Below are 14,803 nucleotides of genomic sequence, written 5' to 3'. Positions count from 1 at the left end.
TTCTTGTAGATACGATTAGTAATTGAATCCAAGTTTCTTAACCCCTTCTGCAATTTTCATGATGACACCACCAATAAGAAGATGGTATTCGCCAATTCCTTTTTCATTTACGTACCAACACATATAGTGTCGGATACCTTCTTTTGCACCATGGTCATGTAAAGGAAAAGGAGATGCGTATTTTTTAGATGACATATTATTATCACCGAAAGGAACTTGTTCTGCAAGTGCAAAACGTTTCTTCGAATCATTTATAATCCAACAACCATAGTTTACTGATCCATACCATATAGCGTCTTTATGAATTGGATCAATAGAAAGTTGTGCTGGATAGCTTTCAGCTAGTATTTGCGCTTTCTCTTCACGAAGTTGCTGATGTATGTGTGAATTCAATGGATCTTCCGTTCCGATTTCATAGGTTTCCTCAAAGTTACCACACTCATAAGGGACAAGGGGATTATTTGAATCAGCTGCTAATTGCAGACTGCAAGAATCTGATTTTGAAAGATAATATACACAGTCTTTGCAAGTGAAATAGTTTGAAAAAGCTGAATCACTTTCTGGTTCTGTTCCGGTATTATTTATTACAAGTTTTAACATGTCTATCACAATCCTTTTTAGGCTAATTCGTAAATTAATATAGACGTATCATATCATGTTTATAAACGAATGTAAATATTTTCCAAATTAAAATAACCTTATTAATTTTGAAAGGACTGTTTGTATTGAATAGAAATCGAGAATATATTGCTTTGCGAAATTCTATATTAATAGGCTGGTTACTGACATGCTTCGTAATAGGCCTATCTATCTATTTTTCTTCTGTTGTTTATTTATTAATCGGATGTTTCATTCTATCGTTAAAATACGGATTAATGGGTACCGTAAAGAATGTGGAAAAACGTTTGCCTACCTGGGCAAATTTTGGGGTTATTGAAAAACCAGTAAATCGAAGAGTGACAAGACCGTTTCCGTTTAGGGGTGGGCTCATTGTTTCATTAGCCTTAGGGTTTGTAGAGATGGTGATAAAAGGCTTATGTATCTCATATTTTATTTTAGGATTAGAAACGTACATCTATCGTCTAATGCGCAGAAACGCAAGAGTGTGAAAAGGAGGCTTCTATCATGAAAATATTGATATTTGAATTAATTCTCATTGCGGTCCTGATTCCGTTGAATAGTGTTGTGAAAAAACATGTACCGAAATGGAAAGGAAAAGCTGGAGAGAAACTGGTGAAACGTATACTAAGTAAATTAGATCCAAAAAGTTACTTTGTATTACATAATGTAACGGTTAATACGGAGTACGGTGATACAACGCAAATTGACCATATTGTTATCGCTGAAACAGGTGTATTTGTTATAGAGACGAAAAACTACGAGGGATGGATCTATGGAAATGAGAAATCTGCAAGGTGGATACAGGGTATTTTTAGAAAAAAATCCTCTTTTCAAAATCCATTTCGACAAAACTATAAACATATAAAAGCAATCGAATGGGTAATGGAACAACAGCTACCGTGCATCTCTATTGCAGCGTTCCATCCAAAATGCAGTCTAAAAAGAGTAAATGTTCAATCTAAAGATAAACATGTCCTGTATTATAACGATCTACAAAAATGTATTGAATCATATACTGAAGCGCAACTTACAAATGATGAGGTTCAGCACATCTACCAAACAATATTACGAGCGAACATTATGGATAAGGATATTGAAAAGAAACATGTGAAGTATTTACATAATAAGTTCGCTAAACAATAAGAAATGGGGAAAGAGAGACATGTATACGTAATAGGGTTTATTGTAATCTCTGTAGTAGCTATTCGTCTTAACATTAAGTATTACAAAGTAAAGGGCGATCCAAAAGATATTGTAACAAAAAAATGATTAGAAGATTTCTTATATAAATACTAAAGTCCATTTCAATTGAAATGGACTTTAGTATTTATATAAGGTTATTTGAAATTATTTTTATTTGTGTTTTGAGAATTTCCAGAATGTTACCTTTACATATGAGAAAAATAAATATAAAACTTGTGTGATTAGAATACAAATAAATATCGCTAAGCACAAAAATAGGTATGAATAATTTAAAAGCAACCAGCTATCCACATGGAGTTGACTTATAATTGTTTGAAATCTGCATAAAAGGTAGAAGTATCAGTGTACCCAAGTTTAAGGGATTGCCCTTAAATGACTTTATATAAAAAAACTTCTGAATAATTCAAAAAAAGATTGTAAAAAATGGAATTTTGTATATAATAAAGAATGTACAAAAAAATCTGATTAATCAAATTAATAGTTTACTTGATTTATTTGTTGAAGGAGGAGTTATATGTATGTACGTTTTAATATAGACGTAGTAGTAGAAGATTTAGGAGACGAAAAACTTTTAATTGAAATGAATTCTGGTGAAGGATATGTCATTGATAATGAAGCATATAGTCTTATTGAATGTGCTAAGGAGCAGTTTATACATATTAACAATATATATTCAGGTGAATATACATCAGAAGAATTAGAGGAATTTATTTGTGATTTAATAAGTAAAAATGTTCTGGTGAAAAAAGGATAATAGGGTATTTAAAAAGTGTTAGTTAGGGAAAGAAGTACAGGAGGGGATTGTATGAAACGTTTAACTATTAAAAAAGTTGGTCAAATTCGTCGTATGAAAACATATTAATAGATATCGTAAGCTAAAGTAGATTGCATACATAAAGGAGGGGATTGTATGAAACGTTTAACTATTAAAAAAGTTGGTCAGATTCGTCGTATGAAAACATATTAATAGATACCGTAAACTAGAGTAGATTGCATACATAAAGGAGGGGATTGTATGAAACGTTTAACTATTAAAAAAGTTGGTCAAATTCGTCGTATGAAAACATATTAATAGATATAAAAAAGAGAATCTTTAAATAAATATTAAAATTACCTTTCTCTAGCAACACTTTCTAAGGATCTTAATTTTAGGAGACAATATAATGAAGAAAAAAATAGGAATGGATATTATAAGCGATATTATAAGTAGAGAGATACATTTAACTACTCTACCAAAAAAGTATGGGGGGAAAGGTTTTAAGCCAAAGGATTATTTTAGTTTACTAAAAGAGTTAGCATTAGAATATCCCTCTGTTTCACTTGGAATCTCAATGCATTTGTATACAACTTGGGGATTAAATTACTTAATGAGTGAAGAGCAAAAAAATATTTATTTTAACCGTGTTCGTAATGAAAATGCACTTTTTGCATCGCTGAATGAACCTGGATTGTATTTTGTCAATCCTAAACAAATCAATCCTAGTGATTTTCCGATAACTGCTAAAAAAACTCATGAAGGTTATATATTGAATGGAAGAAAAAAATTCGTTTCCTTTGAACCGTATGTTACTTTTTTGCCGGTGTATGTATTAGTGGAATCTGAAAATAATGAACCTAATGGAATAGCGGTTGTAATAGTTGATAAAAACTCTCCTGGTGTGATAGTTGAAGATGATTGGAATAGTATATCTATGGCTGATACTAGTAGTAATAGTATTTTACTAAAAGATGTTTTTGTCGACAAAGCGAGCAGGATTTGTCCTGAGGGAAAGGGCCTCGAACAAACAGAGATATTAGGTTATTTATTTAGATTAAGTGTAAGTTCTGTATCCTATGGCATGGCACATAAAGCATTAAGTTATATAACGGATTATTCTAAGACAGCCAAAGTACCTCACACTAATAAACCACTAGCATTTTTTCCAGGAGTACAATATTCATTAGCAGAAATGCTTATAAATCTAAATACTTCTTATTCTCAAATTGATTATTATTGTACCAAATTAGAAGAATATTTAGATAAAGGGGATTTATATAAAAATAATGAGTTAAACATATCTAGTTTAATAACTAAGGATTATGTAGTAAAAAGTGCTCAAGAAGTTGTTAATGCAGCTATGAAGATACAAGGGATAAGAAGTTTAGATAAGGATAATTTACTAGCTAATTTGTACTCTGATGTCAAAGCTGGTGAATTTCATCCTCCTCAAAGGGATGTTATATACGAAATAATTGCTAAGCAACATTTTGGTATCATTTCATTAAGAAATAGATGGTAGTAAGGAGTTTTTTATGATAAAAGAATTAACAGTGCCTATTAATCTAAAAGAAGAAAACTTGGATGAACTTATTAGCAGAATACCGTATCTTTGTGAAGATATTTTATCTGTCTCATTAAATAATGATAAAATAATAATGTCTTTTAAACCAGATGCTGATTTAGATTATTTTAATAAGGTATTCATGGAATTAGTGAAGAACGTAAAGAATCATAGATCAATCAAACAAAAAATATTATTTAGTAATGATAATTCTATAGCATTTCAAGTAGAAAATAAATCAAGCGACAAAATGGAGTCGAATTATTTTAATGAGGTGGACCTTACTCTATTAAATATTGTTGATAGTTATTTAGTTGATTTTGCAAAAGAATGCAAAGCAACAGTCAGAGAATACCCTACATTAATGAGTTATTACAATATGGAAAAGAATAAATATCATAAAAATTTCCCTCAGAATATATATTCTGTCTTTGAGATTGAACATAATTATGAACTAATAGAAGCGATTAGAAATGAGGATAATACTAATACACAAGATGAATTGTTTAGAAGTAGTGGTTACTTTCTACAACCTTGCATTTGTTATCATTGTTATGAGGAGTTGCATAATAATACCCTAGAAAGTAAAGTGCTAACTGCTAAGGGAAAATGCTTTAGGCATGAAGTTGAATGGAAAAAGAATAAATTTCGTAAAAATGAATTTTATATGCGGGAAATAGTATGTTTTGGAGAGAAGGAGTATGTGCTAGCAGTACGTGATAAACTAATGAAAAAAATATGGGATTTCTTCACAGAGATTAAATTGGCAGGTAAAATTATAACGGCCAATGATCCTTTCTTCTTTTATGATGATATGAAGAAATCAACCTACCAATTAATGACAGATGCAAAGTATGAACTAGTAGCATCAGCCCCAAGAGGAGAAGAAGTTTCAATTGCTTCATTTAATTTTTGTAGCGATAAATTATGTGAGAATTATAACATTAGAGGTTTGCAAGGAGAGTATCTTTTCTCAGGATGCACAGCATTTGGATTGGATCGCTGGATAAATTTAATCATTAGTACGTTTGGAAAAGATTATAATAATTGGCCAGAATTATTAAGGAGTAAGGTTTAATATATGGGTATAGATAATAATAAACACTGTTTATATTACTGTCTAAGTGAGATATTTAATATTGAAACAAATTATTGTATACCTGAATGTTATATTTTTCATGGCCTTGGGGGATATGGTTTTAAATTCTTTAAATATGAAAGTTTTGTCCCAAGTTATGCTATTAGAGGCAATACAATAAATTTTGATATTTTTTTCAAGAATACGGGAGTAGACGTTAGAAGAGTTGAAGAACAAACCAAGGAAGATGCGCTAAATAATACATTTTCTGAGCTAGCAAGAAAAGGCTATCAATTAGTTTTGACTAATTGTTATCACCTACCCTATGATACAGTTAATTATCGAAAAAACTCTGATAATCATATGATAATAATACATGAATTTGATAATATTGATAACAGTTTTTGGGTTTCTGATGCCATCCATAAAAGCAAAATTTCTAAGGATGACCTAATTTTTGCTAGGAGCAAAACTCTACAAAGTAAGTTTCAATATTTTAGTATAAATACTGATGCCATTCTGAGTGATGATATGTTAAAAGAAAATATAAGGAGCCAAGTCCTATTAAATGCTAAAAAATACATATCAGAAGATATAAAAAATATGCAGAATTTCAGGAGTGAACTAGAGAATATAGATTGTTGTGAAGGAACTATAAAGAAGATTGCATGTATAGGATTATCTAGGGAATTAAGAGGTCCTCACGGTACTATCATGACTCGAAGACTCATGTCTGAAACTTGTTATCACCTATCTAACCAATTAGAAGAAGAATTCAAACAGCTGGAAGGTATGTGGTTGAAATTAGCAAATTACCTAATAAGGTATTCATTAAATAGTGGTGACATAACACAACTATTAGCTATATATGATCAATTACTGGAAATGGAATTTAATCTTAATTATAAATTATCACAAAAAATTTAGAGGTGTTAGTGAAAATGAGATTTGAAAACAAAGAATTGTTAAAAAAATATTTGAAGTCCGTGATATGTTCTGTACTGGAAAGAGAGATTAATATCTCTGAGAACACAAAACTTACTTCGCATGGATTAGACTCTTTAATGATTGTATCATTGGTTGTAGCTTTAGAGGGTGATTTAGGTATAGCCTTCAATGATGAACATTTAATGCTAGATATATTTGATAATGTAGAAAGCCTTTCAAATTTATTACTAGAAAACTATGGGGTTATTGAAGGATGAGTAAAACAGAGGTGATTTTGTTAATTGAATCAGGAAACCTGGGTTCAGAAATTATAAGTATTGCTAAAAAAGGATACAAGATAATTTACTTAAGTTCTGGTATTTTACCTTTTAACTTAGATAATAAAGTAAATTTATTAGAGTACATAGAGGACAAAAACATCACAAGATACGAAGTACTGCGGGACCATGTTAAAAGGATAGCTGAAAAATATAATATATTAACTATGTTTACTACGAGTGATTTTTATGTGTATCATGTTTCGAAACTATCTGTAGAATTCAACTTAAATAATCTCAATGATACATCGGCGTATACTTTTTCAAAGAAGCATGTTTTTCGGGAGAAGCAGCGGTATTTAGGTTATCCCTATCCTGATTTCCACGTTCTAACAGGTTTGGAGCAGGGATTAGAGATTATAAAAAACAAAGAAATACAATATATATTCAAACCCATTAATGGAAATGAATCTTTAGGGGTAAAATTAGTTTCTACGGAAGACGAGCTTAAAGAAAGCTATAGGAACTTATCCCTGTTATCTAGATTTACTAACAATCTAATTGATAGTAGTTCATACATTCTCGAAGAATATATTGAGGGTAAAATATATAGTTGTGAATTTATTAAAGATCAAGACAAGTTGACGATATTAGGTGTAACAAATAGGATTATTAGTCCAAAACCATATTTTATTGAATTAGGTTATACATTTCCTTACATGGATAAGGATATCAACAAACTTGTTATAGAAACAACTGAAAAATTTATAACTGACTTTAACTATGATTTTGGTCCATGTCACATAGAATATATTATCAATGAAAATGGTGAAATTTATATACTGGAAGTCAATCCTAGACTAGTAGGATGGCCAAATTATTGGATGATTAATGAGACTTTAAACTGTGATATTTTTTCCTTAATTAATGAACTATATATTACAGGGAAAATAAATGAACTAAATTTAGGGCCAAAATGTTATTCAACTTGTCTAGAAGTTGTCCCCCCTATAGAAGGGTATTTTAAAGGATTATCCATAAAAAAAGAATGGGTAAATAATCCGGATATTAAAATTATAAAGAATATTGATGATGACTCTTATGTAAAATTACCAAAATCTAACAGAGATATAATAGCTAGAATCTTAACTAAAGGTGAGACTATGAAAGATTCAAAAGAATTGGCTTTAGAAGTTTACAGGGATCTTGAAATAAAGTTCGTAGTTCGATCAATCAATTTACCTGACAGCTTATAAGGAAGAACAGGCAGATGTAAATAAATTTAAAGGGTGCTATGAAGATGATAAAGGATAAATCCATGGAAACTTTTTTTAAGAATAATGAACAGAATGAAACTATGAAAAGGGAAGTTTACAAAATATTATAAAATTGGGTAAGTGTTACTGGGTCTTTTGCGTATTTTAGTTTACCTTCTTTATACATGTACTACAAAAAATGGAGACCTCTTATAGATTAGGTTATGGCGATAGGGCGTATTCAAGAGGTGTACAAGAAAATGCCAGATTAAATAAATTAGGGTTTGGAAAGGATAAGTTTCAAATTATTCAGGGGGTATTGACTCTGTAATAATGTCCAAGGAATTAAGTAATATACGTAATAAGATAAGAAATGTTTTATTATTTTATCTAGATTTTAAGATGACTCGATTACTGAAGACCTCAAACGTTTCGGGTTGATAAGAAGATTGTTGGATAAGGTTCTTGAAAGAGATGAGAAGTATGTGATACTCCTTATAAATCACAGAAATAAGTTAGATGAAAACGCTAGTTATTACGATAAAGAATATTCTATCATTAAAGAGAAATTAAATTTTAACCTTAACCATCCTAATTATATTTCAGCAATAAAGAAAACAAAAGTTATTTTAGAGAAGCCATATGAAATAAATAGTAAACTAGGTTATTCCATAAACAATATAAAGTTACATTGCTATGGTGACTAAGAAACTAAGCCATTTAATCGTCTAAACTACTCCCTATTATTTGAAAAAAATAATATAACCGTTGACTCTAATATAAAGAATGTAGACTTTAATGTTTTAGACTTTAAGATTTAATTATAGTTTTTATGCAGGAAAGGATAATTTAGATGAACGTAATTCAAGTATCAAAATCGGATAAGTATTTACAACACTTAGAGAAATCTTTAAATATATTACCTACAAGTAATGGGAAATATTTGTACTTATTTGGACCAACTCTATTCCCTACATATAAGGATTCAACAAGGCATGTTTACAATTGGTATGTATGGAAAGTTTCGGAAAACCATCTGAATGCAAGAGAGTTTATCAATAACATATATCAAGAGGAGTATATTAACGAAAATTACAATAGTATATTAACTTATGGTAATTTCTGTTCCTCTGAAGATCCGTTAGTCCGGGTACATTCTTGTTGTTTTACTGGTGATATCTTTAAATCTAGTCGCTGTGATTGTGGTCCGCAACTAGAAATAGCTATAGAAAAAATTACACATTCCGGTTCTGGAGCAATAGTTTATATGTCTAATCATGAGGGAAGAGGGATTGGATTACTGGCAAAAGCAATGACTAATCAGTTACAGGACTTAGGATTAGATACATATACATCTAACAGGGTTTTGGGGTTTAAGGACGATGTCCGTGATTTTTCTGAAGCCGCTCAAGTTATTAATTATTTAAGAAATTATAATTCGGTTAAATTGTTAACTAATAACCCAGATAAAATGAAACAATTAAGTGAGAATGGATTGAAAATCTCAGCTATCGAGAAGATTGAAGGGTTTTCCAATTCAGATAACTTTAAATATCTAGAAGCCAAAAAAGCATTTGGGCATATGTTTAAATAGATATGCTTATTATTACTAAATATAAGATTTAGGTGGTTGAATTATGTTTAAAAATATAAATACACACGAATATGCTCTACTTGTACTAAAACCAGATGGAGTTCAAAGGGAATTACTCGAAAGAATTCTGTTGATTTTGGAAAATCATGGTTTGAAAGAAGTGAAAAGAAACTCTTTACAACTTACTCCACTGGATGTAAAGAATATTTTCATTCATAGCCATCAGGAATTTTTGAATTATATGTCCCGTGGTCCGATAACTGCTGTGTTACTCTATGGACATAACGCTTTTCATAAATTAAGGGTTTTAAAACCTCTAATAAGGGAATATCTAGGTGGAGAAGACGTTGAAAATATTCTTCATTCATCTGAAGCTGGAAACGAATATGACTTACAAGTTAAGGCTTGTTTTCCTGAAATGTTTGTTAATAATTTTAATCTCTTTGGTGATATGTATGTTAAAGAGCAGCTCCCGGAGAATAAAATTGAATTTGTTCAAAAGGTTAATCATATTTTTAGTAATTGTCATAGTAATGCTCTGGCATTAGTACTTCCTAATGATAATTTTCTTATGCTACAAGATTATTTATTGGAATATTCAGAAGAAAACAAAGGTGAAAGTCCATTTTTATGCCTAGGAGCTGAATATTATACTAATTTAAGGGGCTATGATTTCAAGTTACTCGGTTATTATCCTCTTGAAAATAGATTAAAAGGAATAAAAAATCATCAAAATGTGTTTTATGAAGATGTAGACAAGTTAATTGATATGATTGTTGAGTCAAATGGTGTTCCTTTTTTATCTCCAACAAACCATTTATTTGATTACAATGAAGAATATTTTATAGAACTGAAAGAAAAGGGATTGGAAGGCGGCGTAGTTTATCATCCTAGATACTCTTTAAAAGAAACAGATTTTTTACGTGAACAAATCAAAGGTAGAGGACTTACAATGAGTGGTGGAAGCGGAGGAGTATCATCTGTGGGAAGGTTTGGCGTTTCCTTAGAAATATTTTCAGAAGTACATGAAAAATTAATTCCAAACCATGATCTTAATCTGGAATGGGTTGATAGTAAGCTGGTTATCTTATGAGTATAAATGTTGCCATTCATATAAATGAATATGAAATCAGGAAATTCGGTAAAAATATAAAAAATATAAATCGAAAAATACCTAAACTAAATATAATACCAAAGGAAGGTTACCCAGATAATGCTGAAAAATGGTCTTTGTACTGGTTATTGCTGGTATCTTGTTGTCAAAACACTTCAAGTATTTACGGCACTATAAGTGGTCGTTGTGTTCGAGGGACTGATTATCTATTTCTTTCCTCGCAATTATATTTTATGAAACATTCAGATGAATTAAATTGTTTGCATCTTAGTGGAATTACGATTGAAGATTTTAAAGAAATATTTAGAGACGACCTAGGTAACTGTAACTTAGATAAGGTTGATGAAAGGTTTTGTCAGTTTATAGAAACCGCAAATTATTTACTAAAATACTTCGGTGGTAGTATGCGGAATCTCATATGTAACGCAGAATTTAGGATATTTGGAAATAACGGTCTGTTTAATATTCTTTCGAGAATTAATTCATTTAGTGATAGTGAACAAAAAAAATCACGTGTATTAGCTATATACTTACAGCAAGCTAATTTGTTTGATTTTCTAGATTTTTCTTTAGTAAAAATACCAATTGATTATCATGTTGAGCGTGTGATGTTTAGGTTGAATTTACTTGAGATTAAAGATGAATCCTTATTAGATAAGTTGCAATCAGGTCAAGAAATTGACCCGGAAATAGATAATTTAATAAGAAATAAGATGGCTATAGTTGGTGATAAGCTGAGGGAATATGCCACTTTATTTGAAATCAACGAGGTCCTATGGCACTTAGGGAGGGGTTATTGCTTTAAAGAGGGTGGTATTTGCTTAAAGCAATATAAAGAAGGTGCAAGTCCGATTTCAGAATTCGAACCCTCATATAAAATAACTTGTCCTGTGGGCTCATTATGCGTATCCTTTGAAAATCCTATCAAGCAAATGATTAAAGAGGCAAACGTTAAAACTACTTATTACTGATAATTTTGATCACATAGTGTTAGGAGCTAGTGAAAATAATGGATAAGAAATATATTGAGAAGGCAAAAGAAAAACTTGAATTTTTATCATATAAAAGTGAAGACACTGTATATGTAAGTGGCTCTTTAATAGAAGGAGTGGGAAACTCATTATCTGATTTGGATTTCTATGTAATATGCAACAGCATTCCAATGGACATTTCAAATCCTAAAGAATGTGTAGATATTATTGGATCAAAAGATTTTTTAATAGACGTAGATTACCTGCTAAAAGATGATGTTTTATCTATAATTAGAAAAATTGCAAATGTAAAACGTGTTAATGCTGTAGGAGTATTAAATATTAAAGAAAAACGTATTATACATCGTCTACTTAATAGTTATGTACTTTATAATTCTGAGCAGTATAATTCTCTAATCTCCCATATAAATTTTGAAAATTTAAGAATGCTCTTGATTCAAGATTTAGAGCTTAAATACCGAGATACATACGAGGATTTAAAAGGGAATTTACTAGATAGAAAATTATATAGTTCATATATAAATTGTATAAATTTGTTAGATATATCTGTTCAGTTAACTAATATTACTCTAGGAGATACTAATCCTAATGAGAAGTGGAGGCTTGAAAAGCTTTCGCAATTAGATTTAAAGAAGTTAGAGATATTTTGGGATATCTATACTAGGAAAGTAACTGAAATAAAAGATATTATAGAAATCAGAGGAGAGTTAGACATTCAATACGAGGAATTATATACAAAAATTAAAGGTTACTTACCTGAATTTAGAGAGGACAGAATAAAAATATGATGGATACAGATTTTTTAAAGAAGATAGATAAATCTAAAATTAGTAATATGGATCATTTAGAACAATTTGATTATCTTGACTCTATTCGTTCTAGAAGGCCATTTGTTGAACAAATTGAGACTACCAATGCCTGTGATTGCACTTGTGTAATGTGTCCTAGAGGGATAGGATTAATGGATAGAGCTGTTTCTCCAATGTCTATGGACCTATATGAGAAGATAATAAATGAAGTGAACGAATTTTTCCCAAATGGATATGTTCCCGAATTCGTGGAGCAGTCTCAACCGATAGAGGAAATGGTTAGTAGTAATTACGAAATTACAGGTATAAGGTTACACCATTTTGGTGAACCATTATTAGATCCAAAGTTATGTGAGAGAGTTACATATTCACGAGAAAACTCAAATGTGGATGTTCATTTTTCAGTAAATCCAACTAAGTTAAAACCGAAGATATCTGAACGTTTGATAAAATCAGGTATAAAGCGGCTACTAATCGCACTCGATGGAACAAATGATGAAGAATACAAAGAAATACGTGGTAAAACTGTTAATTATGAAAAGGCGGTTTCGAATATTTTAGCATTTATTAAATTGCGTGATGAGCTTAACCCCGCGCTTATTATTGATTTACAAATGGTTTCAATGTCACGTACTAGGGAAAGTATTGAGGAATTTAAAGACTTTTGGGAGAGTAAAGGAGTAAATGTCTATATAAAACACTTTTTCCCATATCCGGATGTTAATCATGAAGAATTTAAAATTGAAAATGAGGATGTGTTTTTTAAAGGGTGTACATTCCCGTTTACATCTATGACTATTATGAAGGATGGGACAGTGGTACCTTGCTGCTCGGATTACAATGGTGAAATCAATCTTGGGAATGTTAACGTGAATTCTTTAGATGAAATTTGGAATGGTGAAACGTATAGGGAATTTCGGAAGGATTTTATTACAAACAATTTATCGGAAGATTCTGTGTGTAGAAGGTGTGGTTTTTATAAATTTTATAATGTGAGTAAAGAGGAATCTGAACAAAATGTTAGATAACTATTTAGGCTTAAATTACACAGATATTTACCTTATACGTCATGCTGATTTTAATGATAAACATCTAACAGGAGGTTGGACTGATTCAACTATTTCAAAAATAGGAGAATACCAATCATTAGCTCTAGCTAATGACCTAGAAAACAATTTAGAAATAAATAGCATTATTACGAGTACTTTGAAAAGGGCTTCGATGACGGCTGAAATTATTGCAGATCATTTAAATTCACCCCTGCATTATGAGGACGACTTTCGAACTATAAACAATGGAATTCTAATAGGAAAAACACAAGAGGAAGCTGAGAGGTTAAATATAAATAAGTACTTGGAAGATAATCAGTATTGCATAGATCAAGGAGAAAGCTATCAATATTTTCAAAATCGAATTAAGAATGCATTTGATAAATTAGTTAGAACATACAAGGATAAAACAATATTAGTAGTAACTCATGGAAGGGTAATACAAACAATTTTAAAACAATTATTGCAACAACATTATGATATAAAGATAAACTATGGTGTCTATCCAACAGGAGTTACTAATATTAGAATTTACGAAGATAATTCTATACTTATCTCAAAACTTAATGATACTAAGCATTTAAGCCCTAATTTAATTGTTTCGGATGTTGAATAATGCTTATGAAGAAAACTGTACTTGTAACAGGAGCTAATGGCTTTATTGGCAAAGAAATGGTGGGATATCTTGTAGGAGAGGGATATACTGTAGTAGGACAAAGTCGATTTGGCGGTATTACAAGCCAAGGAGTAATACCTTATGTTAGTAATTTAATGGATAAAGAAGAGATAGTATCTTTAATTGTTAATTATCAGATAAGTTCGATTATTCATCTAGCTGGTCCTAGTAATGTTAATTTAACAGAGATAGATTTTGTTGAAGGTATATCGATTTTAGATAATTTACTAAGTGCTATTAAACATGTTCCTAATAAACCGTTATTAATCCTAGCATCTAGTTCTAAAGTTTATGATGATCGGGAAGATGGTCCGGTTAGTGAGCACGATCAAGTTAATCCATCTACACTATATGGTAAATATAAAGTTTGCTGCGAAGATATATGTAGGAGGTATTATAACACTTACGATATTCCTTTGGTGATTCTACGTTTTGCAAATGTTTTTGGCAAAGGGGATCATAATAAATCTAGGTTGGTACCTTCAATATTAACAGCTTTATATGACAATGAAGTACCTTCAATATTAAGTAACGGAGAGGGTATATTAGATTTTATATATATAGAAGACGTCATAGAATGCATAGTATACCTAATAAAATTAGTACAATTAGGTAAATCAGATATAATTGGTCAAGTGCTAAATTTAGGGGGTGGGTGTGGTATAACCACTCATAAAGTAATAGATACCATCGTTACGATGTATAATCAGTTACACAATGAACATGCTGTATATAATTTAGGTACAAGAAAGTCCAGCCAAAATTTAACTTTATCCATGAATAACATGGAAAAATTAACAGGCTGGTTTCCTAAATATTCTTTTGATTATGGCATATATGAAATTATAAAAGCTTAATTAAAACAAGAATAGAAATTAGAGGTAA

Annotated in this window: 16 protein-coding genes; 15 read left to right on the top strand and 1 reads right to left on the bottom strand. The window is 30.5% G+C overall.

Annotated elements, in window-relative coordinates:
• Positions 1-15: 15 nt before the first annotated feature.
• Complete coding sequence (locus MR112_RS22555) at positions 16-600, bottom strand: hypothetical protein (RefSeq protein ID WP_242245398.1); 585 nt, start codon at positions 598-600, stop codon at positions 16-18.
• Between the two features lie 125 nt (positions 601-725).
• On the opposite strand from MR112_RS22555, the gene MR112_RS22550 reads away from it, so the two are divergent.
• The 15 genes from MR112_RS22550 (at position 726) to MR112_RS22480 (ending at position 14,775) form a co-directional block, all read left to right on the top strand.
• Positions 726-1,109 (top strand): hypothetical protein, encoded by a 384-nt coding sequence (locus MR112_RS22550; protein WP_242245397.1) that lies wholly within the window; start codon positions 726-728, stop codon positions 1,107-1,109.
• Between the two features lie 16 nt (positions 1,110-1,125).
• Positions 1,126-1,764, top strand: a complete 639-nt coding sequence (locus MR112_RS22545) for a nuclease-related domain-containing protein (RefSeq protein WP_242245396.1) — start codon at positions 1,126-1,128, stop codon at positions 1,762-1,764.
• Between the two features lie 574 nt (positions 1,765-2,338).
• Entirely contained in the window at positions 2,339-2,578 is a 240-nt protein-coding gene (locus tag MR112_RS22540; protein WP_242245395.1) for a hypothetical protein, read from the top strand.
• Positions 2,579-2,987: 409 nt separating this feature from the next.
• Complete coding sequence (locus MR112_RS22535; protein ID WP_242245394.1) at positions 2,988-4,103, top strand: acyl-CoA dehydrogenase family protein; 1,116 nt, start codon at positions 2,988-2,990, stop codon at positions 4,101-4,103.
• 13 nt (positions 4,104-4,116) lie between these two features.
• Positions 4,117-5,223 carry an aminoacyl--tRNA ligase-related protein gene (locus MR112_RS22530; RefSeq protein ID WP_242245393.1) on the top strand — a complete coding sequence of 369 codons (1,107 nt, stop codon included), beginning with the start codon at positions 4,117-4,119 and terminating at the stop codon, positions 5,221-5,223.
• A 3-nt stretch (positions 5,224-5,226) separates the two neighbouring features.
• Positions 5,227-6,150 carry a BtrH N-terminal domain-containing protein gene (locus MR112_RS22525; RefSeq protein WP_242245392.1) on the top strand — a complete coding sequence of 308 codons (924 nt, stop codon included), beginning with the start codon at positions 5,227-5,229 and terminating at the stop codon, positions 6,148-6,150.
• A gap of 14 nt (positions 6,151-6,164) precedes the next feature.
• On the top strand, positions 6,165-6,428 hold the full coding sequence (locus MR112_RS22520; protein WP_242245391.1) for an acyl carrier protein: 264 nt from the start codon (positions 6,165-6,167) through the stop codon (positions 6,426-6,428).
• Positions 6,425-7,684: an ATP-grasp domain-containing protein gene (locus MR112_RS22515; protein WP_242245390.1), complete on the top strand. Its 1,260-nt coding sequence runs from the start codon at positions 6,425-6,427 to the stop codon at positions 7,682-7,684. The genes MR112_RS22520 and MR112_RS22515 overlap by 4 nt, the downstream gene beginning before the upstream one ends.
• A gap of 853 nt (positions 7,685-8,537) precedes the next feature.
• Positions 8,538-9,278 (top strand): GTP cyclohydrolase II, encoded by a 741-nt coding sequence (locus MR112_RS22510; protein ID WP_242245389.1) that lies wholly within the window; start codon positions 8,538-8,540, stop codon positions 9,276-9,278.
• Positions 9,279-9,321: 43 nt separating this feature from the next.
• Complete coding sequence (locus MR112_RS22505) at positions 9,322-10,371, top strand: nucleoside-diphosphate kinase (protein WP_242245388.1); 1,050 nt, start codon at positions 9,322-9,324, stop codon at positions 10,369-10,371.
• Complete coding sequence (locus tag MR112_RS22500; protein ID WP_242245387.1) at positions 10,368-11,363, top strand: hypothetical protein; 996 nt, start codon at positions 10,368-10,370, stop codon at positions 11,361-11,363. The genes MR112_RS22505 and MR112_RS22500 overlap by 4 nt, the downstream gene beginning before the upstream one ends.
• Before the next feature lie 38 nt (positions 11,364-11,401).
• Positions 11,402-12,172, top strand: coding sequence for a hypothetical protein (locus MR112_RS22495; protein WP_242245386.1), 771 nt, complete (start codon positions 11,402-11,404; stop codon positions 12,170-12,172).
• Positions 12,169-13,221 (top strand): radical SAM/SPASM domain-containing protein, encoded by a 1,053-nt coding sequence (locus MR112_RS22490; RefSeq protein ID WP_242245385.1) that lies wholly within the window; start codon positions 12,169-12,171, stop codon positions 13,219-13,221. Before MR112_RS22495 ends, MR112_RS22490 begins: the two co-directional genes overlap by 4 nt.
• Positions 13,211-13,858 (top strand): histidine phosphatase family protein, encoded by a 648-nt coding sequence (locus MR112_RS22485; RefSeq protein ID WP_242245384.1) that lies wholly within the window; start codon positions 13,211-13,213, stop codon positions 13,856-13,858. Before MR112_RS22490 ends, MR112_RS22485 begins: the two co-directional genes overlap by 11 nt.
• Positions 13,858-14,775: an NAD-dependent epimerase/dehydratase family protein gene (locus MR112_RS22480; protein ID WP_242245383.1), complete on the top strand. Its 918-nt coding sequence runs from the start codon at positions 13,858-13,860 to the stop codon at positions 14,773-14,775. Before MR112_RS22485 ends, MR112_RS22480 begins: the two co-directional genes overlap by 1 nt.
• Positions 14,776-14,803 lie beyond the last annotated feature (28 nt).

The sequence above is a fragment of the Bacillus cereus group sp. BfR-BA-01330 genome, from assembly GCF_022663885.1.
Lineage (GTDB): Bacteria > Bacillota > Bacilli > Bacillales > Bacillaceae_G > Bacillus_A > Bacillus_A cereus.
Note: the sequence above shows the minus strand (reverse complement) of the source record. Positions and strands in the feature narration are given on the sequence as shown.

What these genes read in the sequence shown, in the direction of transcription:
- MR112_RS22515 (WP_242245390.1), top strand. Translation starts at nt 6,425, where the DNA reads ATGAGTAAAACAGAGGTGATTTTGTTAATTGAATCAGGAAACCTGGGT.
- MR112_RS22480 (WP_242245383.1), top strand. Translation starts at nt 13,858, where the DNA reads ATGCTTATGAAGAAAACTGTACTTGTAACAGGAGCTAATGGCTTTATT.
- MR112_RS22505 (WP_242245388.1), top strand. Translation starts at nt 9,322, where the DNA reads ATGTTTAAAAATATAAATACACACGAATATGCTCTACTTGTACTAAAA.
- MR112_RS22545 (WP_242245396.1), top strand. Translation starts at nt 1,126, where the DNA reads ATGAAAATATTGATATTTGAATTAATTCTCATTGCGGTCCTGATTCCG.
- MR112_RS22495 (WP_242245386.1), top strand. Translation starts at nt 11,402, where the DNA reads ATGGATAAGAAATATATTGAGAAGGCAAAAGAAAAACTTGAATTTTTA.
- MR112_RS22525 (WP_242245392.1), top strand. Translation starts at nt 5,227, where the DNA reads ATGGGTATAGATAATAATAAACACTGTTTATATTACTGTCTAAGTGAG.
- MR112_RS22540 (WP_242245395.1), top strand. Translation starts at nt 2,339, where the DNA reads ATGTATGTACGTTTTAATATAGACGTAGTAGTAGAAGATTTAGGAGAC.
- MR112_RS22555 (WP_242245398.1), bottom strand. Translation starts at nt 600, where the DNA reads ATGTTAAAACTTGTAATAAATAATACCGGAACAGAACCAGAAAGTGAT.
- MR112_RS22485 (WP_242245384.1), top strand. Translation starts at nt 13,211, where the DNA reads ATGTTAGATAACTATTTAGGCTTAAATTACACAGATATTTACCTTATA.
- MR112_RS22520 (WP_242245391.1), top strand. Translation starts at nt 6,165, where the DNA reads ATGAGATTTGAAAACAAAGAATTGTTAAAAAAATATTTGAAGTCCGTG.
- MR112_RS22530 (WP_242245393.1), top strand. Translation starts at nt 4,117, where the DNA reads ATGATAAAAGAATTAACAGTGCCTATTAATCTAAAAGAAGAAAACTTG.
- MR112_RS22535 (WP_242245394.1), top strand. Translation starts at nt 2,988, where the DNA reads ATGAAGAAAAAAATAGGAATGGATATTATAAGCGATATTATAAGTAGA.
- MR112_RS22510 (WP_242245389.1), top strand. Translation starts at nt 8,538, where the DNA reads ATGAACGTAATTCAAGTATCAAAATCGGATAAGTATTTACAACACTTA.
- MR112_RS22490 (WP_242245385.1), top strand. Translation starts at nt 12,169, where the DNA reads ATGATGGATACAGATTTTTTAAAGAAGATAGATAAATCTAAAATTAGT.
- MR112_RS22500 (WP_242245387.1), top strand. Translation starts at nt 10,368, where the DNA reads ATGAGTATAAATGTTGCCATTCATATAAATGAATATGAAATCAGGAAA.